Origin of the sequence: Aurantimonas aggregata (assembly GCF_010500835.1) — a bacterium.
GTDB classification, from domain to species: Bacteria; Pseudomonadota; Alphaproteobacteria; order Rhizobiales; family Rhizobiaceae; genus Aurantimonas; species Aurantimonas aggregata.
In genome coordinates this window covers 50,334-72,904 of the sequence record NZ_JAAAMJ010000008.1, presented here as the reverse complement: position 1 = coordinate 72,904, position 22,571 = coordinate 50,334, and the positions used below count along the sequence as shown (strand labels likewise).

Below are 22,571 nucleotides of genomic sequence, written 5' to 3'. Positions count from 1 at the left end.
TCGCCATGGTTCCCTATAGCGTTCTCGACCTCTCCCCGATTCCGGAAGGCGGCACCGCCGCGGAGGCGCTGCGCAACTCCGCCGCCCTCGCCCGCCACGCCGAAGGGCTTGGCTACGACCGCTTCTGGATGGCCGAGCATCACAACATGACCGGCATCGCCAGCGCCGCGACGGCGGTGGCGTTGGGCTACGTCGCCAGCCAGACCACCTCGATCCGCGTCGGCGCCGGCGGCGTGATGCTGCCGAACCACGCGCCGCTGGTGATCGCCGAGCAATTCGGCACGCTGGCGACGCTCTATCCCGACCGCGTCGATCTCGGCCTAGGCCGGGCGCCGGGCACCGACATGCTGACGGCGCGGGCGCTGCGACGCAGCCTCGACAATTCCGACAACTTCCCGCAGGACGTCTTCGAGCTGATCAGCTATTTCGAGCCCGCCGGGCCAGGCCAGAAGGTTCGCGCGATCCCCGGCGCCGGCACCAGGGTACCGGTCTGGATCCTCGGCTCCAGCCTCTACGGCGCGCAGCTCGCCGCTCATCTCGGCCTGCCCTACGCCTTCGCCTCGCATTTCGCGCCGGCCGCCCTGGAACAGGCGATCGAGGTCTATCGCGACACATACCGTCCGTCCGAGCGCTCGCCGGAGCCGCATTTCATGCTGGCGATCAACGTCTTCGCCGCCGACACCGACGAGGCGGGCCGGGTCCTGAAATCCTCGATGCAGCAGGCCTTCGTCAATCTGCGCACCGGCCAGGCCGGCCCCCTGCCGCGCCCGGTCACGGATTTCGAGGAACGGGTCGATCCGATGGCCAAGGCGATGGTCGACGACGCGCTCTCGGTCTCCGCCACCGGCTCGCCGGCCACGGTCAGGGCGGAACTCGCCCGCCTGATCGACACTCATCAGCCCGACGAGGTGATCCTCACCGGCCAGATCCACGATCACGCGGCGCGGCTGCGCTCCTTCACGATCGCCGCCGAGGCGATGCGGCAGATCGGCGCCGCGCAAGAGGCCGCCGCGTAGCGGTACCGCAGTGCCTGGCAGCCCGGCGCTGCCGGCCTGCGGTCTGGCAAACACGCCTCACCTGCCAATAATTCGCGCCTTGAGCCTTGAAAGTTTAAGCGGTTACCTTCTCAGGCCGGGTAGGCTGGGCTAGGCAGCCGATGCGCGGATACCGCTGGAGCGGATCGCCGAGTGGAAATCGGCCCGCGTGCCGCTGTGGCAGGATGGGTATAGAGTATGATTGAGAAGCGGCTCGTATTCCTGTTTCCGGGTTTCGAGCCCTTGCGAGCCGAGGCCCAGGTAGAGCGGTTCCATCGGGCGGCGAAACGCTCGGCTGCCGTATGGGATGCCGAGGTCGCGCTGGACGCCGCTGAAATCCGCGGCGGTCACGCCGCCCCTTTCGCCGCCTTTCACGCCTCGCTTACACGTCCGGGCTTCAGCACCGAGACCGAGATCGTCGTCTGCGACTGGAGCGACCTGATCCGCGCCTACGCTGGACGCCCCGTCGTTACTCGCCTCGTCACAGGCCTCGTCGCTCTCGGCGATTTCTTCCTGACCGGCACGGTGTTCCGGTATCTGCGGACCAGCTGGCGCTACGGCTTCTTCTATGCTTTTCCGCTGGCCATGGTGCTGTTTGCGCTGGTGCCGGCGCTGCTCGTGTTCAGCTCGCTGGCCGCGCTGATGCCCGGCGCCTTGGGCGTCCTGGCGGGTCTGGCTGCAGGCGGCTGCGTCGCCCTTGCCCTGCTGTGGTGGGTCAACCGCCAACTGCATCTATTGACCGCCCTGGACGACTGGGCGATGGCCCGCGATTTCTGCCGCGGCCGCAATCCCCTGATCCTCGCTCGGATCGAGTGCCAGGCGGCGGAAATCCGCCGGCTGAGCGAAGCGAGCGACGCCCAGGAGATCGTCCTGGCGGCTCACAGCCTCGGGGCGAGTTTGGCGATCCTTGCCATCGACCGCGCGATCCGCGACGGGCTCGCGGTCGACCGGCTGCACATTCTCACCGTCGGCTCCAGCCTGCTCAAGACCGCCCTGCACCCTGCCGCAAGCGATCAGCGCGAAAGCGTCCGGCGCCTGGTCGTCGATCACCGGCTGCCATGGACCGACTGCCAGGGCCTCTCCGATCCCATCAATTTCTACAAGTCGAACCCCGCCACTTCGCTGGGTATCACCGACGGGCGGACCCCGGTCGTCGTGCGGATCCGCTTCAAGCACCTGGTGAAGGCCGAGACCTACCAGCGGATCAAGCGCGATTTCTTCCGGCTGCATCGCCAGTTCGTGCTCGCCGTCGAGCAGCGCTGCGCCTATTCCTTCCACATGCTGCTCCTCGGTCCCCGCCCGCTCGCCGATTTCGCAAAAGCCGGAACCGTCGCCCTGCCGCCGCTCGCCGCCGAAGCACCCTGCGCCCGGCATCCGGCGACGCCGCTCGCGGCGTCCGGCGGTGTCCAATGACTCCGGCGCTCGCCGGCAGCATCCTCTGGGTGCTGATGGTCGTCGGCTGGTACGTCATCCGCTACCCGTTCGAGCGGCGCGCCAAGCGCCGCCGCGTCGAGCGGACCCGCCGCGGCACGGCCGAGACCGTCCGCATGGCGATCTCGTTTACCGGCCTCGGTATTCTGCCGGGCGTGTCGGTAGCGACCGGCTGGCCGGAATTCGCCGGATTCGATCCATACTGGTGGCAGATCGGCCTCGGCGCCATCGCGATGGTCCTGGCGCTCGTCCTGTTCCGCAAGACCCACAAGGCGCTCGGGCGCATGTGGTCGGTGTCGCTCGACATCCGCGAGAAGCACGAGCTGGTGACCTCGGGCATCTACCGGCGGCTTCGTCATCCGATGTACACGGCGTTCTGGACGATGGCGCTGGCGCAGGCGCTGCTGGTGCCCAACTGGATCGCCGGGCTCGCCGGGCTGGTTGGTTTCGGCACCCTGTTCTTCTTCCGCATCGGCCCGGAGGAGCGGATGATGGAAGAGACCTTCGGCGAGGCCTATCGCGACTACCGGCAGAAAACGGCACGGATCATTCCCGGCGTGTTCTGACCCTCCCGCCGATGCAAGACGTGGCGGGCGACGCCATATCCGGCCTGGGACACCCTGTCCGACCCGTCCCGCCGGGAGTTGCCTATGCCTTGGTCCCTCACCATCGGCCGCGTGTTCGGATCGGAGATCCGGATACACCTCACCTTCCTGCTGCTGCTGCTCTGGATCGGCGTATCCGCCTATCAGAGCGGCGGCCAGGCGGCGGCGATCGAGGGCATCGCCTTCATCGTCGCGATCTTCGCCTGCGTCGTCGCCCACGAACTCGGGCACGCACTGGCCGCCCGGCGCTATGGCATCGCGACGCCCGACATCACCCTCCTGCCGATCGGCGGCGTCGCCCGGCTGGAGCGCATGCCGGAGCGGCCGCGCGAGGAGATCGTCGTCGCGCTGGCCGGCCCGGCGGTCAACGTCGTCATCGCGGCGGTGCTGTTTCTCGCGCTCGGTGCGCGGTTCGACGCCGCCTCGATCGAGGCCCTGGACAATCCCGCCGCCGGCTTCCTCGCGCGGATCGCCACCGTCAACGTCTTCCTCGTCCTGTTCAACCTGATTCCGGCCTTTCCCATGGACGGCGGGCGGGTGCTGCGGGCCCTCCTGGCCATGCATTACGACCGGGCGACCGCCACCCGCTACGCGGCGCGTGCCGGTCAGGTGCTTGCCTTCGGGTTCGGCTTCTGGGGTCTGACGACCGGCAACGTCTTCCTCGTCTTCATCGCGGTGTTCGTCTATCTCGCCGCCGCCGGCGAGAGCTACCAGGTCGGCGTCGAGGATGCCGGGCGGACGGTATCGGCCAGCGAGGCGATGATCACGCGCTTCGAAACGCTCGGGCCGCAGGCGACGCTGGCGAATGCCGCCGAGGCCCTGATCCGCACGACGCAGCACGAATTTCCCGTGGTCGACGGCGCTGGTCAGTTGCGCGGCATCCTCACCCAGAAGGCGTTGATCCAGGCGCTGGCGCGTACCGGCCGCGAGACGCCGGTGGTCGAGGTCATGGTGCGCGACGTGCCGACCATCCGCGAGAATGCCGCGCTCTCCTTCGCGATGAAAAAGATGCGTGAGCACGACGCCCCTGCCCTCGGGGTCGTCGACCGCGACGGACGGCTCGTCGCCTACATCACCCCGGAGAATATTGCCGAGTACATGATGCTGGCGAAAGCCGGCGGCCTCGGGCGGCTGCGGCCGACGCCGCAAGCCGGGCCGTTCGACCCGCCGCGGCGGGGCTAGTCGCGATCGCTGCGCGGCATTTCCGGCGCCGGCACCAGGGGCCGCGGCTCCGGCAACAGCGCCGAGGCGCTGCTGCGATGCACGAGATAGGCGGAGATCGCCAGCAATCCGAGGCACGGAATGATGATCTGCGTCGCCAGCACAGGCTCGCCGATGAGCGCCGCGAGCGTACTGCCGGCCAGCCCCGCCCCGGTCTGGATGAAGCCCATCATCGCCGCCGCGGCACCCGCCATGTCCGGAAATGGCGCCAGCGAGGCGGTCGTCATGGCAGGCATGACGAAGGCGATGCCGAAGGCGTAGAGCCCGACCGGCATCATGATCGACGGATAGGAGATCGGCAGGAGCGCGATCGACAACGCCAGTCCCGCGCTGCCCGCCGCGATGAAGCCGAGGCCGACCGGCACCAGCCGGTAGGCGCTGGTCCGCGTCATGGCGTAGCGCACCGCCAGGGAGCCGCCGAGGAACATGCCGGACTGGGCGAGCATTCCGACGCCGAACTGCGTCGGCGAGAGCCCGGCACGGTCGATCAGCACGAAGGGCAGCACCGTCGCCAGCGTGTAGAGCGCGCCGACGGCACCGGCGACGGTCAGGCTGGTCGCCAGGAACTGCCGGTGTGTGGCGAGCCGCCCATAGGCCCACAGGATCGCCTTGGGCCGGATGCGGGAGCGGTCCGGCGTTCCGGTCTCGCGCATGAAGCCGAGCGTCACGCCGACGACGATGAGGCCGCAGAGCATCATCAGCACGAAGATCGCGTTCCAGCCTGCCAGAGCCAGGGTGAGGCCGCCCAGGGTCGGCGAGACCGCCGGGCCGATGGCCAGGATGATGCCGATGGCATTCATGATCTGCGACGAAGTCTCGCCGGAGAACTGGTCGCGGACGATGGCTCTCGCCGTGGTGACGCCGACGGAGGCGCCGATCCCCTGCAGGAGCCGCGCGGCGATCAGCGTCTCGACGTTCGGCGCCGCCACCGCCAGCGCCGAGCCGGCGACATAGATGACCATGAAGGCGAGCGTCGTGAACCGTCGCCCGAATGCGTCGGAGACCGGGCCGCAGACCAGCTGGGTCAGCGCGAAGCCGGCGAAATACACCGACAGCGTCAGCTTGATCATCGATTCGGTGGTGCCGAATTCGTCGACCAGGATCGGCATCGCCGGCGTGTAGAGGGCCAGCGAGATCGGCCCGATCGCCACCAGGCAGCCGCCGATCAAGGCGGTCCGGCGCTGCGACATGGTCGCCGGCGGGGCGGAAGGTGAGAGCAAGACGAGGCTCCGGGTGTTTGCTGCGACGAACGACCCGGCACCCCGCGATGCGGGGGCCGGCCGGACTCACAGGAACGGATGGGTCTTAAGCGGAGCGCGGAAGCGGGAGCGCCTGATCAGGGGCCGTCGGACCGACGATCTGCGGATCGTTCGTCAGATTGGCGCGGATCTTCTGCAGCAGCGTGTCGACCAAGACCCGCTCGTCCTCGCTGAAGCCGTCCACTGTCTGCTCGTAGAGCGCCATGGCCACCGGCCGGACCTCGGTGAACACCTTGTCCGCCGCCTCGGTCGGGCGCACCACCTTGGCGCGGCGATCCGACGGGTCGACCGTGCGGCTGATCAGCCCGCGCGCCTCCAGCCTGTCGAGATAGGCCGACAGCGTCATCGGCTCGACACCCATGCGTTCGGCCAGCACGGCCTGGCGGGTTCCCTCGAACCGGGCGACATAGGCCAGCGCACGGATCTCGCCCGGGGTCAGCTCGAGGCCCGCCTCCACGACCGCCTTCTCGAAAGACTGGCGAAACAGCCGCGCCGCGTCCACCAGCAGGAAGCCCAGGGAGTTGCTCGGGAGGAGTTGGGTCATTGTCGTCAGCACTCGCATTGACCACGTGAAGCGGCAGAACGGTCGCCGCGCCATCGGTGGACGGCTATCAATAGTCGATCGTACCGCTGTCCGTAAGTACACGCTCGTTTAGAACCAACCTAACCGAAATGCGCCTCGGCGAAAACGAAAGCTTGCTCCATGAACGTTTCCCTCGCCGCCGCCGCTTCTGCCATCGCCTTCCGCGATGATGGCGCCCTGCCCGATTTCGTGGCGATCCGGCCGGAGGCCTTCCTGCCCGCCTTCGAGGCGGCCATGGCCAGTCATCGCGCGGAGATCGCCGCCATCGCCGGTGATCGGGCCGCCCCGACCTTCGACAACACCCTGGGGGCGCTGGAGCACGCCGGCGAGCGCTTGGGCGAAGTGGCGCGGATCTTCTTCGCCCTGGCCGGCGCCCATACCGACGCCGCCCTGCAGACGGTGGAGCGTGACGTCTCCCCTGCGCTCGCCCGCCACAGCTCGGCGATCGCGCTCGATGCCGAACTGTTCGCGCGCGTCGACGATCTCTACCAACGCCGCGACGTGCTTGAAGGGCTCTCTGGCGAGGACAGGCGGCTGCTCGAGCGGACCCATGCCGGCTTCGTGCGCGCCGGCGCCCGGCTGGTCGGCGACGACCGCCAGCGCCTTGCCGAGATCGATGCGGTGCTTTCGACGCTCGGCACGCAGTTCTCGCAGAACGTCCTCGCCGACGAGCGGGACTGGGTGATGCCGCTCGGCGCGGACGATCTGGCGGGCCTGCCGGACTACCTCGTCGCGGGCATGTCGGCGATCGCAGCCGAGAAGGGCATCGACGGCTATGCCCTCACCCTGTCGCGCTCGGTCGTGGTGCCGTTCCTCGGCTTTTCGACGCGACGCGACCTGCGCGAGATCGCCTTCCGCGCCTGGACCAGCCGCGGCGAGAACGACGGCCCGTCGGACAATCGCGGGATCATGGCCGAGATGCTGGCACTCAGGGCCGAGAAGGCCCGGCTGCTCGGCTTTGCCTCCTACGCCGCCTACAAGCTCGACGACCAGATGGCGAAGACGCCCGCAGCGGTTCGCGGGCTCCTGGAAACGGTCTGGACCCATGCCCGCGAACGGGCGCTGCAGGACGCACAGGCGCTTGCGGCGCTCGCCGTCGCCGAGGGCGACAACAGCCCGATCGAGCCCTGGGACTGGCGCTTCTACGCCGAGCGGCGCCGGCAGGCGGAGTTCGATCTCGACGAGACCGAACTCAAGCCGTATTTCCAGCTGGACCGGATGATCGACGCTGCCTTCGACGTCGCCGGGCGGCTGTTCGGCCTGATCTTCGAGCCGATGCCGGAGGCCAGGGCCTGGCATCCCGATACGCGCGTCTGGCGCGTCCGGGAGCGGGACGGGCGGGAGCGCGGCCGCTTCATCGGCGACTATTTCGCCCGCTCTTCGAAGCGCTCCGGCGCCTGGATGAGCGCGCTGCGCGGCCAGCACAAGCTCGAGGGCGGGCAGCTGCCGGTCATCTACAATGTCTGCAATTTCGCCCGACCCGCCGATGGCGAGCCGGCACTGCTGTCGCTCGACGATGCCCGTACGCTGTTCCACGAGTTCGGCCACGCGCTGCACGGCCTCCTCTCCGACGTCACCTGGCCCTCGCTTGCCGGTACCGCCGTCTCGCGCGACTTTGTCGAGCTGCCCTCGCAGCTCTTCGAGCACTGGCTGACCGTGCCGGAAATCCTCGAGAAGCACGCGGTCCACGCCACGACCGGCGCGGTCCTGCCGCGGGCCCTGCTCGACAAGTTGCTGGCGGCACGGACCTTCGATGCCGGCTTCGACACCGTGGAGTACACGTCCTCGGCGCTGGTCGATCTCGGCCTGCACGAGACCGCGAGCCCGCCGCAGGATCCGCTGGCGGCCGAGCGGGCGATGCTGGAGGCCCTCGGCATGCCGCGCGAGATCGCCATGCGCCACCGCTCGCCGCACTTCGCCCATGTCTTCGCCGGCGACGGCTATTCGGCCGGCTACTATTCCTACATGTGGTCGGAAGTGCTCGACGCCGACGCCTTCGAGGCCTTCCGGGAAACAGGCGATCCGTTCGACCCCGAAACCGCCGGCCGGCTGCTCGAGCATGTCTATTCGGCCGGCAACAGCCGCGACGCCGCCGTGCTCTACACCGCCTTCCGGGGCCGGATGCCGAGCCCCGAGGCGCTTCTGCGCAAGCGCGGCTTCGTCGCCGGCTCAGCCGGGAGGGGCCGGCAAGGGCGTTAGGACAGGCTGCAGCGCAGTTTGGAACGACTCGAAAACTTCGCATGGCTGCAATCGCACTGCCATGCGAGCCGCCGATGGTAAGGGCCTCGATCCAACGGAGCCTGCGTCGATGTCATCTGCCCGCTTCCCCCTGTCGCGCCGCCACTTCCTCGCCTCGTCCGGCGCCGCTGCCCTCGTCGCCGGCTCCGGTCTTGCCATGCCGGCGATCAGCCGCGCGGCCAGCCGTCCGAGCTTCACCCACGGCGTCCAGACCGGCGACGTCGACGCCACGTCCGGCATGATCTGGACCCGCGTCGACCGCCCGTCGCGCATCGACGTCGAATGGGCGACCACCGAGAGCTTTGCCAACAGCCGCAAGCTCTCCGGCCTGACGACGCTGCCGGAATCCGACTTCACCATGAAGCGCCTGATCGACGGCCTGCCGTCGGACCAGGAGATCTTCTGGCGCGCCGTCGCCACCGAGCTCAGTGACGTCAACGCCACGGCCGAGCCGATCGTCGGCCGCTTCCGCACCGCGCCGGCAGGACGCCGCTCGGTGAAGTTCACCTGGTCGGGCGACACGGTCGGCCAGGGCTGGGGCATCGACGAGAGCCGCGGCGGCATGAAGGCCTACGCCACCATGGCGCGCCACGAGCCGGACTTCTTCCTGCATTCCGGCGACACGATCTATGCCGACGGGCCGCTGAAGGAGAGCGTCGAGCTCCCCGACGGCAGCACGTGGAAGAACATCCTGATCCCCGAGAAGGAGAAGGTCGCCGAGACGTTGGCTGAGTATCGCGGCCAGTGGAAGTACAACCTCATGGACGCCAACGTGCAGGCGATGAATGCCGCCCTGCCGACCTTCTTCCAGTGGGACGACCACGAGGTCGTCAACAACTGGTCCTCGGGCAAGGACCTCTCCGCCGACGACCGCTACAGCGTCAAGGACATCGGCCTGCTCACCGCCCGTGCCGCGCGCGCCTTCCACGAGATGACGCCGATCGGCTACGTGCCGGCGGAGCCCGGCCGGGTCTATCGCAAGATCGCCTATGGCCCGCTGCTGGACGTGTTCTTCCTGGATCTGCGGTCCTACCGCGATGCCAACAACGAGGGAATGCAGACCGAGACCGGCGACGGCACCACGATGATGGGGCGCGAGCAGATCGCCTGGCTGAAGCGCGAACTCGCCAGTTCGCAGGCCACCTGGAAGGTCATCGCCTCCGACATGCCGATCGGCCTCGTCGTCTGGGACAAGGTCGGCGACAAGAGCTTCATCGAGGCGATCGCCCAGTCGGACGGCGGCGCGCCGAAGGGCCGCGAGCTGGAATTCGCCGACCTTTTGCGCTTCATCAAGTCGGCCGGCGTCACCAACACGGTGTGGCTCACCGCCGACGTCCACTACACCGCCGCGCATCACTACAGCCCCGACCGGGCGGCTTTCCAGGATTTCGAGCCGTTCTGGGAATTCGTCTCCGGCCCGATCCACGCCGGCAGCTTCGGCCCCAACGACCTCGACATGACCTTCGGCCCGGAACTGCGCTACGTGAAGGCGCCGAGCGAGGAACAGGGGCAGAACGTCAGCCCGGCTTCGGGCCTGCAGTTCTTCGGCATCGTCGACATCGATGGCGACAGCGAGCAGATGACCGTCCGGCTGATGGACGCCGAGGACCAGGAACTGTGGAAGACCACGCTCGATCCGATCCGCCAAGGCTGATCCGGAGTTCCAGAAAGGCCGGCGGCATTTCATCGCCGGCCTTTCCTTGCACTTCCGGTCGCGGGCGATAACCCTTTCGCAACTGCACAAAATGTTGTAAGAGACCCGCATCAGTGCCGGGCGGAGCGTTTTCGACGTTCTACCGCGGCCTTACTTTGTTTCCGGTGACCCTTATGAAACTCCGCAACATCGCGATCATCGCGCATGTCGATCATGGCAAGACGACCCTCGTCGACAATCTGCTCGCCCAGTCCGGCACGTTTCGAGACAACGAGCGGCACGACGAACGTGCCATGGATTCCAACGACCTCGAAAAGGAACGTGGCATCACGATCCTGGCCAAGGCGACGTCGGTGGAGTGGAACAACACCCGCATCAACATCGTCGACACGCCGGGCCACGCCGATTTCGGCGGCGAGGTCGAGCGCATCCTCAACATGGTGGACGGCGCGGTCATCCTCGTCGATGCCTCCGAAGGCCCGATGCCGCAGACCAAGTTCGTCCTCGGCAAGGCGCTGAAGGTCGGGCTTCGGCCGATCGTCGCGATCAACAAGATCGACCGCACCGACGAGCGCCACCAGGAAGTCCTGAACGAGATCTTCGACCTGTTCGTCTCGCTCGACGCCACCGAAGAGCAGCTCGACTTCCCGGTGCTCTACGGCTCCGGCCGCTCCGGCTGGATGGCCACCGAGCCGGAAGGCCCGCAGGACCAGGGCCTGACGCCGCTGTTCGACATGATCCTCAAGCACGTGCCGGAGCCGGACACCGCCGGCAAGGACGAGCCGTTCAAGATGATCGGCACGATCCTCGAGGCCAACCCGTTCCTCGGGCGTCTGATCACCGGCCGCATCCAGGCCGGCTCGATCAAGCCGAACCAGCCCGTGAAGGTTCTCGACGGCCAGGGCAAGCTGCTGGAATCCGGCCGCATCTCCAAGATCCTCGCCTTCCGCGGTCTCGACCGCGTGCCGCTGGACTATGCAGAGGCCGGCGACATCGTCGCCATTGCCGGGCTGTCGAAGGGCACCGTCGCCGACACGTTCTGCGACCCGGCCGTCACCGAACCGCTGCACGCCCAGCCGATCGATCCGCCGACCGTCACCATGTCCTTCCTCGTCAACGACTCGCCGCTGGCCGGCACCGAGGGCGACAAGGTCACCAGCCGCGTCATCCGCGACCGTCTCCTCAAGGAGGCCGAGGGCAACGTCGCGCTGAAGATCGAGGAAGCCTCCGACCGCGACTCCTTCTACGTCTCCGGCCGCGGCGAGCTGCAGCTGGCGGTGCTGATCGAGACGATGCGCCGCGAGGGCTTCGAGCTCGGCATCTCGCGTCCGCGCGTGGTGATGCAGAAGGGCGAGAACGGCGAGATCCTGGAGCCGATCGAGGAAGTCGTCATCGACGTCGACGAGGAGCATTCCGGTGTCGTCGTGCAGAAGATGAGCGAGCGCAAGGCCGAGATGGTCGCGCTGCGCCCCTCCGGCGGCGATCGCCAGCGCCTGGTCTTCCATGCCCCGACCCGCGGCCTCATCGGCTACCAGTCGGAGCTTCTGACCGACACGCGCGGCACGGCGATCATGAACCGCCTGTTCCACTCCTACGCGCCGTTCAAGGGTGAGCTCGCCGGTCGTAATACCGGCGTCCTGATTTCCACCGATGCCGGCGAGAGCGTCGCCTTCGCGATGTTCCATCTGGAAGATCGCGGCCCGATGGTGATCGAGGCCGGCGTCAAGGTCTATGCCGGCATGATCATCGGCATCCATACTCGCGAGAACGATCTCGAGGTCAACGTGTTGAAGGGCAAGAAGCTCACCAACATGCGCGCCTCCGGCAAGGACGAGGCGATCAAGCTGACCCCGCCGATCCGCATGACGCTGGACCGGGCGCTATCCTGGATCCAGGACGACGAGCTGGTCGAGGTGACGCCGAAGACCATCCGGCTGCGCAAGTTGTATCTGGATTCCAACGAGCGCAAGCGCTTCGAGAAGAGCCGCAAGGCCGCCTGATCAGACTGGGGCTGACGAAACAGGGCCGCCGGGGGAATCCTCCGGCGGCCCTTTTGCGTTCTGCCGCCGCAAGGCGGCCCTCTTCGACCTTCTGCCGCCGAAAGCTTCGACCTTCTGCCGCCGAAAGGCGGCCCCGCCTCCGCACCGGATCATTCCCGGCCGGCAAGGCTCCGCGCCTGCCTGAGGCCCGGGAACATCCAGGCCCAGAGACCCGCGACGCCCATCGTCGCCGCGCCGCCGATTACTACCGCCGGCACCGCCCCCAGCCAGAACGCCATGACGCCGGCGCGGAACTCGCCGAGTTCGTTCGACGCGCCGATGAACACCATGTTGACGGCGTTGACCCGGCCGCGCACCTCGTCCGGCGTCCACAACTGCATCAGCGTCTCGCGGACATAGACGCTGATCATGTCCGATGCCCCCATCAGCACCAGCGCGACGACCGCCAGCCACGGCACCGTGGCGAGGCCGAACACCGTCGTGCAGGCGCCGAACAGGAAGACGAAGCCGAACATCAGCGCGCCGGCATGGTCCTTGATCGGATGGGCGGCGAGCCATACGGCCATCGTCACCGCCCCGATACCGGGCGCCGCGCGCAGCAGCCCGAGGCCCCACGGGCCGACGTCGAGCACGTCGCGGGCATAGACCGGCATCAGCGCGACCGCACCACCGAGCAGCACGGCGAAGAGATCCAGCGAGATGGCGCCGAGCACGATCTTCTCCGACCAGATGAAGCGGAAGCCGGCAACGATCGTCTCGATGCTCGCCGGCTCGTTGCTGCGCCGCTGCGCCGGCGCCGAGATCGACATCACCAGCACGGCGGCGGCAAGGAACAGCACCGTGCCCGTTGCATAGGCGGCGATGGGCGAGAGACCGTAGAGCAGGCCGCCGGCTACCGGCCCGACGATCGCGGCGATCTGCCAGGAGGACGAGTTCCAGGCGATGGCGTTGGCAAGTTCCTCGCGGGTCACGAGATTGACCACCAGCGACTGCGAGGCCGGGCCGAAGAACGCCCGCGCGATGCCGAAGCCGACAAGGACGGCGAATACGGGCAGCGGCGAAGCCAGCCCGTGCCAGGTCAAGAGCAGCAGCGCCGACGCGCCGACCGCCTCCACCAGGATCGAGAAGCCCATGATCCGCCGCCGCGAGTAGCGGTCGGCGACCGACCCGGTGACCAGGACCAGCAGCAGTGCCGGCAGGAACTGGCAGAGCCCGACGAGCCCCAGATCCAGCGGATTGCGCGTCAGGTCGTAGATCTGCCAGCCGACCGAGACGACGACGATCTGGATGGCGAAAGTGGAGAAGAAGCGCGCCAGCCAGTAGCGCACGAACTGCGGATTGCGGAAGGCGGCGAAACGATCGTCGTCGGGGACGGCCACCGGCGCGCCATCAGGCTTCGCCGCGGATGCCGGGTCGTTGGTCTCGCTCACGCACGCACCTGCCATGGTCCGGGTCGTGCCGCCAGAGGCGGCCCGTCCAGGCCTGCGGGACATCCGGGAAGAGAGGAACACTGGCGAATGGTGGAGCTGAGCGGGATCGAACCGCTGACCTCGTCATTGCGAACGACGCGCTCTCCCAACTGAGCTACAGCCCCGTCCACCAGTGCGCGGCATTTAGTGCGTCGGACTCCGCCCTGTCAACGACCAATCGCCGGGGCTGCCCGAACCGCGCGATCCGGCCTTGCTTGCGATTCAGCCGGGCGATGGCTACATCGGGAAGGCCATCGCAAAGGTTTCGGATTTCATGCTCGCAGTCACCTACGTGCTCTACCAGGCGCTCAACCTCTATTGGTGGGTCGTCGTCGCCTCGGCCGTGCTCTCGTGGCTGTACGCCTTCAACATCGTCAATCCGGGCAATCCGTTCGTCGACTCGATCGGGCGCTTCCTGTGGCAGCTGACCGAGCCGGTCTATCGCCGGATCCGGCGGGTGCTGCCGGATCTCGGCGGCATCGACCTGTCGCCGCTGGTCGTGCTCTTCGGCATCATGTTCCTGCAGTATCTCATCGTCTACTACATCAACCCGGCGATCATGCAGGCCGGCGTCTGATCTCTTCCCGATGACGGCCGGCTTCTGGCGGCCAGTCGAGGGTTGCGTGCTGGTCGAAGTCCGGCTGACGCCGAAATCTGCCGCTGATCGGATCGAGGGAGTCGTCGCCGCTTCCGATGGATCGCTTCGGCTGAAGGCGCGGGTCCGGGCAGTCCCGGAAGACGGCAAGGCCAACAAGGCGGTCGAGCAACTGCTGGCCAAGGCGCTCGGCGTCCCGAAGAGCGCCGTCAGCATCGTCGCCGGCCATGCCGCGCGATCGAAGACGCTCCGGGTGGACGGCGATCCGGCATCGATCGGCGCGGCTCTCGAGCGCCTGGCCGAATAGCTCTCGAAGCCCGATCGACCATCCGACATTTCATGCTGCGCCGAAACGGTCGCGAGTTTCCCGGTCCGCGGCACGAAAAAGCCGCCCGACCCGTAAGGTCGCGCGGCTGATGTCTGGCGTATCGATGCGAACCGCGGGTGCGGGTCGCGTGGCGCCTTAGCGGCGGCCGAAACGAACGACGGAGGCGATGTCGCCGCGGTCGATGCCGATGTCCGCGAGTTCGCGGTCGTTCATCTGCTCGAGCTGGCGGATGTCGGCGCGATGGCTGCGGAAGGATTTGAAGCGGGTGGCGAACTGGCGAAGCATGGGAGTTGGTCCGGTTAAGTGAATCTGATGATCGTGAGATAAGATACCCAGCTGCCTATTAGCAGTGCATTTTACTGCACTCCTGTTGTGCAATCTGCGCATGGCACGATCATATTTCCTTTACCCTTCGTTAGGCATTGGCGTCCGTCACACCCGATTCAGCGCCGCCGAAACGAAAAAGGGCGCGACGATCGCTCGCCGCGCCCCTTCCATCGATAGGTATTCTTGAAGGCTATCAGGCCTTCTGGGCGTCGAAACGCTCAACGGCCTCGCCGATGAGGCGCTTGGCCATGGCGGAATCGCCCCAGTCGCCGATCTTCACCCACTTGCCGGGCTCCAGATCCTTGTAGTGCTCGAAGAAGTGGGCGACCTGCAGCAGCGTGATCTCCGGCAGGTCGCGATATTCGGAAACGTTCTCGAAGCGCCGCGTGATGTGCGGCGACGGCACGGCGATGATCTTCTCGTCCTGGCCGCTGTTGTCCTCCATGACGAGGACGCCGATCGGCTTGCAGTTGATGACGCAGCCGGGAAACAGCGGTCGCGTGTTGCAGATCAGGACGTCGATCGGGTCGCCATCATCCGACAGCGTGTGTGGCACGAAGCCGTAATTTCCAGGATAGGTCATCGGCGTATAGAGGAACCGGTCGACGACGAGGCAGCCGGCTTCCTTGTCCATCTCGTACTTGATCGGATGGCCGCCCAGCGGCACCTCGATGATGACGTTGATGTCCTCGGGCGGATTGTCGCCGCGGGCGATCGCGTCGATGCGCATGATCTGTTCTTCTTTCGGTGTGAGGATGAGCCGTGCGGCTGCTTACCGGCTGGCGCTTTGCGGCGCAATATGCGCGGCTGGCCGCGCCGAGGCGCGCACCGTCAGTTCCAGGAGAAGGCGATCTTGGCGAGATGGCGTCCGTCGAAGCTTTCGCCGCCTTCGGCAATGTCCGAGCCGCCGAGACTGCGGTAGAAACTCACCGCCGTGTCGTTCTCCGCCAGCGCCCAGACGACGAGACCGCTGAAGCCACGATCGGCAAGCAGGCTACGGGCGGAAGCAAACAGCCGGCTGCCGAAACCCAGGCCCTGATATTCCGGTTTCAGGTAGATCTCGTAGATCTCGCCCTCGGCCCTGAGCGCACTGGTACGGTTTCGGCCGATCGTTGCGTAGCCGACCGTCTCGCCGCCGAAATCGACGACCAGGATCCCGGCGCCGTTGCGCACGGCACGGGACCACCAGCAGGCATGCCGGCGACCGATCATCTGGTTCAGGCAGCGATGCGGGATGATGCCGCGATAGGCGCCGCTCCAGGCAGCCTCGTGCACTGCGGCGAGAGCTGCAGCGTCACGACTTTCGGCGAACCGGATCTCGGCAACAACGGTGGTCATCGATCGTTAACCATATTCCGCCTGTTCCGCTCCACTCTCTGCGAGAAAAACTGAACGGGCTATCGCCCGGACAATCAAGATCGCGTGACGGACGGGAGACTCGGAGGCGGAGTTCTCCCCGGATTTCGCTCTGGTGGGTGCCATCCGGGACAATAGCGACAATAAGAAAAATTTATTGCCGTCGCAGAAATTACGATTTTACCTAAGGCGCCGCGCCGGTTACAAAACCCGGAAAACGGTCAGTGCGGGCACCTCTGACTCAAAGGCCGATGGGCCATAACGGGGAGGTTTTCCATGCCGCACGGAACACGACATCTGTTCATTCCAGGTCCGACCAACGTTCCCGACCGGGTGCGCCGGGCAATGAACGTGCCGATGGAGGACCAGCGCGCGCCGGACTTCCCGTCGCTGACGCTGCCGCTGTTCAGGGACCTCAAGACCGCCTTTCGCAACGAGAAGGGCCGCGTCTTCATGTACCCATCCTCGGGCACGGGCGCCTGGGAAGCCGCCATCCAGAACACGCTGGCGCGCGGCGACAAGGTGCTGATGTCGCGCTTCGGCCAGTTCTCGCATCTGTGGTGCGACATGGCCGTGCGCCTGGGGCTGGACGCGACGATCATCGACGTCGAATGGGGCGCCGGCGTGCCGCTCGATGATTACGAGAAGGCCATCGCCGCCGACCGCGACCACGAGATCCGCGCCGTCTTCGTCACCCACAACGAGACCGCCACCGGCGTCACCTCGGACGTCGCAGGCGTGCGCAAGCTGCTCGACGCGCATTCGCATCCGGCGATGATCTTCGTCGACGGCGTCTCCTCCATCGCCTCGATCGATTTCCGCCAGGACGAATGGGGCGTCGATCTGGCCGTTGCCGGCTCGCAGAAGGGCTTCATGCTGCCGGCCGGCCTGTCGTTCCTGTCGGTCTCCGAGAAGGCGCTGGCGGCCAGCCGCGACAACCGGCCGAAGATGGACCGCTGCTATTTCTCCTTCGCCGACATGATCACCAACAACGACAACGGCTATTTTCCCTACACGCCGCCGACGCAGTTCTTCCACGGCCTGCGCACGGCGCTCGACATGCTCTTCGAGGAGGGGCTGGAGAACGTCTTCGCCCGCCACCACCGGCTGGCCGAAGGCGTGCGCCGCGGCGTCGCGGGCATGGGCCTCAAGCTGCAGGCCGTCGCGCCGCAATGGCACTCCGATACGGTCACGGCGATCCGCGTGCCGGAGGGCGTCGATGCCAACGCGGTGCTGAAGATCGCCTATGAGCGCTACAACACCTCCTTCGGTTCGGGTCTTGCCCGGCTCTCCGGCAAGGTGTTCCGTATCGGCCATCTGGGCGATCTCAACGAGGTGATGTGCCTTGCCGCCCTCGCCTCGGCCGAGATGGCGCTGGCCGATGCCGGTGCCCGCATCGAACTCGGCTCGGGCGTCGCGGCGGCGCAGGCCTATTACCGCGAACGCCACGCTGCTGGCGCCGAGAGCCGCGAGGCCGCCGAATAGCGGCGTCCGTCCCGCTCTAGGCTCGGGCGCGATCAGTCGAACTCGGCGAGCAGCGACGGGATGGCGCCCAGCCGCTCGACCTGCCGGAACAGCGTCTCGCCGACCGGCGCCTCGGCGTGCTCGACCACCCAGGTCAGCGTGTGCGGAACATGCACACCGACGCTGCCGGCGGCGATCGCCGGCAGCACGTCCGACTTCAGCGAATTGCCGATCATCATCGCCCGGTCCGGCCCGTCGCCATGCCGGTCGAAGACCCGCTGGTAGGTCGCGGCATTCTTGTCGCTGACGATCTCCACCGCGTCGAAATACCCGCCGAGCCCGGAGGCCGCGAGCTTGCGCTCTTGGTCGAAGAGGTCGCCCTTGGTGATGAGGACGACCCGGTAGCGTCCGACGAGCCCCGCCAGCGTCGCTTCGGCGTCCGGCAGGGTCTCCACCGGATGCGCCATCATCTCCCGTCCGGCATCGAGGATCTGCCGTATGGTCTCCGGTCCGGCTCTGTCGGCGGTGATGTCGAGCGCCGTCTCGATCATCGACAGGACGAAGCCCTTGATGCCGAATCCGTAATGGGCAAGGTTGCGCCGTTCCGCGGCCAGCAGCCGCTCCGACACATGCGCGCCATCGGCATGCGGCGAAAGGATCTCCCGGAACCGCGCTTCGGTCAGCTGGAAGAACTGCTCGTTCTCCCAGAGCGTGTCGTCGGCATCGAAGCCGATCGTGGTCAGCCGGCGCATCGTATGGCTCCTGCCTGCCGATATTCGGGCAGAAGCCGATACACGCTCGACGGGCAGCAGTTCAAGAGAGCTGGTGGATCGACTATTCGCGACGGCGGCGTCTACGAGTTCTTCGGCTGACCGAAGACCCGCGCCAGGAACTCTTCCAGCCAGCGGCGCACAGGCGCGTCGTAAACCGCTCGGCCGTCGAAATGCTGGCGCCGGCCCTGTGCCCCGGCGAGGTTGAGCCGCTCGTGGCCGCGCGTCGTCCAGCGATGCATCATCGCCAGCGTCAGCTCGGCGTGGAACTGCACGCCGTAGGCGGCCTTGCCGTAGCTGAAGGCCTGGTTCGGATACCAGTCGCCTTCGGCAAGCCGATGCGCGCCACGCGGCAGCTCGAACCCCTCGCGGTGCCATTGATAGACCATGTCCGGCCAGTGCGGCATCAAGAGCCGGCCCTCCGTGGTCGGGCGCAGCGGATAGTAGCCGACTTCGGCCAGGCCCTCCGGGTGCGGCCCGACATTCGCCCCAAGATGCTTGGCGAGCATCTGGGCCCCGAGGCAGATACCGAGAAACGGGGTCTCCTCGCGCAGCGGCACGTCCATCCACTCGACTTCGCGGACCAGATGCGCATCGGTGTCGTTGGCGCTGGGCGGGCCGCCGAAGACGATAGCGCCGCGATGCGCCTCGAGCGTGTCGGGCAGCGTGTCGCCCATCACCGGCCGCCTGATGTCCAGCCGGACGCCATGCTGCTCGAGCACCTGGCCGACGCGGCCGGGGGTCGACGTCTCTTGGTGCAGCACGACGAGGATCGGTCGCGGGTCCGCGCCGTCGAGGCGGTAATTGTGTTTGGCCGTGCTCGTCTCGACGGCATTGGGCGCGCTGTTGTCCGTATCCTGAAAGGCCATGGCGTCAGTCGGGATTCCCGCTCCGGTTCGCTGCCTCCCGTTTCATCAACATCCGGTCCCTGGTGGAGACGCCAAGAAGCTCGGCGATCCGCCAGATCACGTTGTCCTCCAACTCGTGAACCGACCCGTCGACATACGTCACTTCCCACAGAAGCTCGATGAACCGCACGCGCCGGTCCTCGTCGAGCTCTGCCTTCAGCACCGAGGTGAATCGGTAGAGATCCACGGCCTCGGCATCGGCCGCCTCGCCGGCCGCGACGATCCGCTTCGTCTCGCCCGACGACAGGCCGAATTCCTCGGCCAGCACGGCATGCAGGCGCTCCCGCTCGCCATCCGTCACGATCCCGTCGGCATCGATGACATGATAGAGCAGCGCCGCCGCGGAGACCCGCACGTCATCGGCGCCGCGATCGTCGCTTGACGTGTCGTCGGTCCCGATCGACCGGATGAATTCCCGAAAGCTGTCGAACATCATTCCTCGCTGGCCCGCCGGCCGTGGGCGCCGCATGTGAGCATGACGGGCGCTGCCCGCAAGCCGGCTGCCGCGCGGAGCGGCGACGGACAATCCGGCGTGGTCGGGCGGACAGCACGCTGCGCCGTCATGCGAAGCGGGCTTCCTTGCGTTCTTCTTCGGTGAGGGCGTCTGGCTTCTTCTGCCCGCTGGCGGGCTCGACCGTTCCCGTATTGGCGGCAGGCATGTGCTTGCCGGAACCGTTCGACGACGGCTCGGTCGAAGCACCGGCTTCCGGCTTCGCCGGCGCCGGCTCGGATGCGGGGTTTTCGGCCGCCACGGTGCTGGCGGGGACGGGCATCACCGGCGGCGTCACCGGGGTAACGGGCGGCTCGTGCCCCGCCTCGATCGTCTTCGCACGATCGCCGGCCTGCGCCTCGATCATCGGACCGTCGTCAGCGGCGATACGCTCGACCGGCACCTTCCACTGGAAGGCGTCGAGCCGGCCGGTCACCGGCGAGATCGGCGCCCAATGCTCGGCAACGAGGCCGTCGGCGGTCCATGCCGGATCGCGCGGCGCGCGGATCGCGCGGGCGAGCCATTCCCGCACCCGGCCGATTTCGCCGGTGTCTTCCTCCTCGATATCCGCCAGGAGCAGGTAGACGCTCTCGCGCGGCTCCGCTTCAACCGCGGCCAGCGCGGATGAACGCGCCAGCCTGAGGTCGCCGGCATCGAGCGCTGCCCGCGCCAGGCAGGTCTCTGCCTCGACATGACCCGCGCGAAGCCCGTGCAGCTTCTGCGCGCGCTTCAGCCTGTCGGCGGGCGAGTCGCCCGGGCGGGCGTGCACATACGCCTCGGCGATTTCCGGATGCGGATTGCTGGTCCAGCTGGTCTCGAGAATCTTCGAGCCGCGGCGAAGGTCGCCCAGCCTGAACAGCGCCTGCGCGGCGACGAGGCCGGCCGGCACCAGATCCGGCGCCAGCTTGTGCGCCTCGACGCCGGCCGTGCGGGCGGTTTCCGGATCACCTTCGGCCGCGCCCATCGCCTTGGCGGTCAGCAGCACGGCGCGCAGCCGCTTGGACTCGTCGCGGTCGATCAGCCGTGTATTCTTCTGCGCCTCGAGGATTTCCAGCGCGCCGTTCCAGTCGCCGGCCAGCGACTTCGATTCCAGCACGGCGCCGCCGGCCCAGGGCACATGCGGCGCGATGCGCACCGCCCGCTCGGCATAATGGCGCGCCGCACCCTCGTCGCCGACGCGTTCGGCTTCGAGGAACAGGCCGCGCAGCGCCAGCAGGCGCGTTTCCGGGTCTCGCTCCATGTGCTCGAAGGTCGAGCGGGCGCGCGCGTGATCGCCCTCGATCATCGCCGTCTGGGCGTCGAGGAAGCGGATCAGCGGCTCCTTCTGGACGTCGAGCAACTTGTTGCTGCGCTTGGTCATCCGCCGCGCCAGCACCGCATCGCCGGCGCCGGCCGCGATGATGCCGGTCGACAGCGCCTCGTAGCCGCGGTCGCGGCGCCGGGTGTTCCACCAGTGGCCAATCGCACCGGGCGTCTTGAAGAACGCGCTGACCAGCCAGACGAGCAGAAGCACCGCGGCAAGCAGCAGCCCGAGCGCGATGATGAAGACCATCAGGCTCATGTCGGCCTGCTGGCCCTGCCAAACGAAGCTGACCTGGCCGGGATTGTCGGCCAGCCAGGCAAACCCCATGCCGGCGGCGAGAACGACGAGAAGGAAGGCGAGGATTCGCAGCATGTCCGTTCCTTAGCCCTGATTTTCCGTGGCGGCGGGCTCTTCCGCCGCCGGCGTGGCCTCGCCCTCGCCTTCGCCGGCCGCAGCGGCAGGCGCCGCAGCCAGCGTTTCCGACACGATGCGGTCGGCGGCAACCCGGGCCGCGACATCTTCGGCGAAATCCGCGCTGGCGTCCTTCGCCGGCTGCGGCAATGCCTCCCACTCCGTCTGCCAGGCAGCGAGATCGCCGTTGGTGATCGCCGCGTCGAGCCGCGACAGCGCCGCCGCCGGTCCCGGCTCGCTGGCGGGCGCGGGCCCGGCAGGGCGCACCTGGACCAGCGAGCGCAGGCCGGTCAGCAGCTGCTCGCCGACCGGCGCATCCGGCTCGGCGGGACGCAGCGCGTCCGCGATCCGACCCTCGACGGTGGGCCACGCGGCCGTCAGCGCCGCGACCGAAGGGACACCGTCGGCGGCGAATTCGCGCAGCGCATCCGTCGAGCCGCCGGCTTCCGTCGACTGCGCATAGGTTTCGAGCTCGCCCATGAACGGGCCGCCACGATCGATGGCGGATTTCAGATTCGCCGCGGCCAGTGCGGAGTCGGCCCGGCGGTTGCGTTGTTCCATGGCCGCCAGCCGATCGTCGAAGCCGGCGAGCGCGCCGTCGATGCGGGCACCGGCCTGCTCGGCGGCTTCCTGCGCGGCCGCGGCGGTGTCGCGGGCCTGGGTCGCCGTTTCCTGGGCGGCAGTGGACGCCGAATTGGCCGTGTTGGCAGTTTCCTGCGCGGCCGTCGCGGTCTCTTGTGCGGCGTCGGCTGCCTGCTGTGCGCTGCTGGCGGCTTCCTGCGCCGCGGTGGCCGTTTCCTGCGCCGCGGTGGCAGTCTCGCCGGCGCCGTCCGCAGCCTGCTGCGCGGCGGCGGCAGCCTCGCTGGCCTGCTGCGAACCAGCTGTGGTGGACTGCTCGAGCCCGTCGAGCCGCTGGCCCAGCGCGGTGAACTGTTCGGTCGTGGCCAGGCCCTCGACGGCGGGCGCCGCGTCGGCGCCGTCCATCTGCTGGCGCAGCGTCGTCACTTCGCCGTTCAGCGCCTCGAACTGTTCTGGCGTGACGGAAGCGACCTGCTCACCCTGTTCGGCCTCGCCGAGGGACGGCAGCACGCCCGCTGCCTGCAGCGCCGCGCCGCCGCCAAGGGC

21 protein-coding genes and 1 tRNA gene are annotated in these 22,571 nt (G+C 67.7%); 10 read left to right on the top strand and 12 right to left on the bottom strand.

Going from position 1 to position 22,571, the window contains the following annotated elements; all coding sequences use genetic code 11:
* Positions 1-5 precede the first annotated feature (5 nt).
* From GTW51_RS12250 to GTW51_RS12235, 4 genes are all read left to right on the top strand, one after another.
* Positions 6-1,016 carry an LLM class flavin-dependent oxidoreductase gene (locus GTW51_RS12250; protein WP_163044218.1) on the top strand — a complete coding sequence of 337 codons (1,011 nt, stop codon included), beginning with the start codon at positions 6-8 and terminating at the stop codon, positions 1,014-1,016.
* 216 nt (positions 1,017-1,232) lie between these two features.
* A complete protein-coding gene (locus tag GTW51_RS12245; protein ID WP_163044217.1) occupies positions 1,233-2,447 on the top strand; it encodes a hypothetical protein in 1,215 nt (404 codons plus the stop codon).
* Entirely contained in the window at positions 2,444-3,031 is a 588-nt protein-coding gene (locus GTW51_RS12240; RefSeq protein WP_163044216.1) for a protein-S-isoprenylcysteine O-methyltransferase, read from the top strand. The genes GTW51_RS12245 and GTW51_RS12240 overlap by 4 nt, the downstream gene beginning before the upstream one ends.
* Positions 3,032-3,115: 84 nt before the next feature.
* Positions 3,116-4,252: a site-2 protease family protein gene (locus GTW51_RS12235; RefSeq protein ID WP_163044215.1), complete on the top strand. Its 1,137-nt coding sequence runs from the start codon at positions 3,116-3,118 to the stop codon at positions 4,250-4,252.
* Here GTW51_RS12235 and GTW51_RS12230 read toward each other — a convergent pair.
* The gene (locus GTW51_RS12230; RefSeq protein WP_163044297.1) at positions 4,249-5,481 is read right to left on the bottom strand and encodes a multidrug effflux MFS transporter; all 1,233 of its coding nucleotides are present in this window, start codon (positions 5,479-5,481) and stop codon (positions 4,249-4,251) included. The two genes, GTW51_RS12235 and GTW51_RS12230, sit on opposite strands and share 4 nt — an antisense overlap.
* Positions 5,482-5,596: 115 nt before the next feature.
* Complete coding sequence (locus GTW51_RS12225; RefSeq protein ID WP_163044214.1) at positions 5,597-6,094, bottom strand: MarR family winged helix-turn-helix transcriptional regulator; 498 nt, start codon at positions 6,092-6,094, stop codon at positions 5,597-5,599.
* 159 nt (positions 6,095-6,253) lie between these two features.
* Here GTW51_RS12225 and GTW51_RS12220 point away from each other — a divergent pair, with 159 nt between their 5' ends.
* The 3 genes from GTW51_RS12220 to typA all read left to right on the top strand — a co-directional run bounded on the left by GTW51_RS12220 (position 6,254) and on the right by typA (position 12,025).
* Positions 6,254-8,332 (top strand): M3 family metallopeptidase, encoded by a 2,079-nt coding sequence (locus GTW51_RS12220; protein ID WP_163044213.1) that lies wholly within the window; start codon positions 6,254-6,256, stop codon positions 8,330-8,332.
* A gap of 109 nt (positions 8,333-8,441) precedes the next feature.
* Complete coding sequence (locus GTW51_RS12215) at positions 8,442-10,025, top strand: alkaline phosphatase D family protein (RefSeq protein WP_163044212.1); 1,584 nt, start codon at positions 8,442-8,444, stop codon at positions 10,023-10,025.
* Positions 10,026-10,198: 173 nt separating this feature from the next.
* A complete protein-coding gene (gene typA / locus GTW51_RS12210) occupies positions 10,199-12,025 on the top strand; it encodes a translational GTPase TypA (RefSeq protein ID WP_163044211.1) in 1,827 nt (608 codons plus the stop codon).
* A 149-nt stretch (positions 12,026-12,174) separates the two neighbouring features.
* Here the strand turns inward: typA and GTW51_RS12205 are convergent, their stop codons facing one another.
* Both GTW51_RS12205 and GTW51_RS12200 read right to left on the bottom strand, forming a co-directional pair.
* Positions 12,175-13,404: an MFS transporter gene (locus tag GTW51_RS12205; RefSeq protein ID WP_343034008.1), complete on the bottom strand. Its 1,230-nt coding sequence runs from the start codon at positions 13,402-13,404 to the stop codon at positions 12,175-12,177.
* 139 nt (positions 13,405-13,543) lie between these two features.
* Positions 13,544-13,619 (bottom strand) — tRNA-Ala (locus GTW51_RS12200).
* 149 nt (positions 13,620-13,768) lie between these two features.
* Here GTW51_RS12200 and GTW51_RS12195 point away from each other — a divergent pair.
* Both GTW51_RS12195 and GTW51_RS12190 read left to right on the top strand, forming a co-directional pair.
* A complete protein-coding gene (locus GTW51_RS12195; RefSeq protein ID WP_163044209.1) occupies positions 13,769-14,071 on the top strand; it encodes a YggT family protein in 303 nt (100 codons plus the stop codon).
* 10 nt (positions 14,072-14,081) lie between these two features.
* A complete protein-coding gene (locus GTW51_RS12190; RefSeq protein ID WP_163044208.1) occupies positions 14,082-14,396 on the top strand; it encodes a DUF167 family protein in 315 nt (104 codons plus the stop codon).
* Between the two features lie 156 nt (positions 14,397-14,552).
* On the opposite strand, the gene GTW51_RS12185 is transcribed toward GTW51_RS12190, so the two are convergent.
* The 3 genes from GTW51_RS12185 to GTW51_RS12175 form a co-directional block, all read right to left on the bottom strand.
* The gene (locus tag GTW51_RS12185; protein ID WP_163044207.1) at positions 14,553-14,702 is read right to left on the bottom strand and encodes a DUF1127 domain-containing protein; all 150 of its coding nucleotides are present in this window, start codon (positions 14,700-14,702) and stop codon (positions 14,553-14,555) included.
* Positions 14,703-14,937: 235 nt separating this feature from the next.
* Positions 14,938-15,474 (bottom strand): inorganic diphosphatase, encoded by a 537-nt coding sequence (ppa, locus tag GTW51_RS12180; protein WP_163044206.1) that lies wholly within the window; start codon positions 15,472-15,474, stop codon positions 14,938-14,940.
* A gap of 101 nt (positions 15,475-15,575) precedes the next feature.
* Positions 15,576-16,082: a GNAT family N-acetyltransferase gene (locus GTW51_RS12175; RefSeq protein WP_163044205.1), complete on the bottom strand. Its 507-nt coding sequence runs from the start codon at positions 16,080-16,082 to the stop codon at positions 15,576-15,578.
* A 294-nt stretch (positions 16,083-16,376) separates the two neighbouring features.
* Between GTW51_RS12175 and GTW51_RS12170 the strand changes: the two genes are divergently transcribed.
* Complete coding sequence (locus tag GTW51_RS12170; protein ID WP_163044204.1) at positions 16,377-17,585, top strand: aminotransferase class V-fold PLP-dependent enzyme; 1,209 nt, start codon at positions 16,377-16,379, stop codon at positions 17,583-17,585.
* Between the two features lie 32 nt (positions 17,586-17,617).
* On the opposite strand, the gene GTW51_RS12165 is transcribed toward GTW51_RS12170, so the two are convergent.
* From GTW51_RS12165 to GTW51_RS12145, 5 genes are all read right to left on the bottom strand, one after another.
* Positions 17,618-18,316 carry an HAD family hydrolase gene (locus GTW51_RS12165; protein WP_163044203.1) on the bottom strand — a complete coding sequence of 233 codons (699 nt, stop codon included), beginning with the start codon at positions 18,314-18,316 and terminating at the stop codon, positions 17,618-17,620.
* Positions 18,317-18,417: 101 nt separating this feature from the next.
* The gene (locus tag GTW51_RS12160) at positions 18,418-19,203 is read right to left on the bottom strand and encodes a glutamine amidotransferase (protein ID WP_163044202.1); all 786 of its coding nucleotides are present in this window, start codon (positions 19,201-19,203) and stop codon (positions 18,418-18,420) included.
* A 4-nt stretch (positions 19,204-19,207) separates the two neighbouring features.
* Positions 19,208-19,675 (bottom strand): tellurite resistance TerB family protein, encoded by a 468-nt coding sequence (locus tag GTW51_RS12155; protein ID WP_163044201.1) that lies wholly within the window; start codon positions 19,673-19,675, stop codon positions 19,208-19,210.
* A gap of 127 nt (positions 19,676-19,802) precedes the next feature.
* Complete coding sequence (locus GTW51_RS12150; RefSeq protein ID WP_163044200.1) at positions 19,803-21,407, bottom strand: heme biosynthesis protein HemY; 1,605 nt, start codon at positions 21,405-21,407, stop codon at positions 19,803-19,805.
* Positions 21,408-21,416: 9 nt separating this feature from the next.
* The gene (locus GTW51_RS12145; RefSeq protein ID WP_163044199.1) at positions 21,417-22,535 is read right to left on the bottom strand and encodes a COG4223 family protein; all 1,119 of its coding nucleotides are present in this window, start codon (positions 22,533-22,535) and stop codon (positions 21,417-21,419) included.
* Between the last annotated feature and the right edge of the window lie 36 nt (positions 22,536-22,571).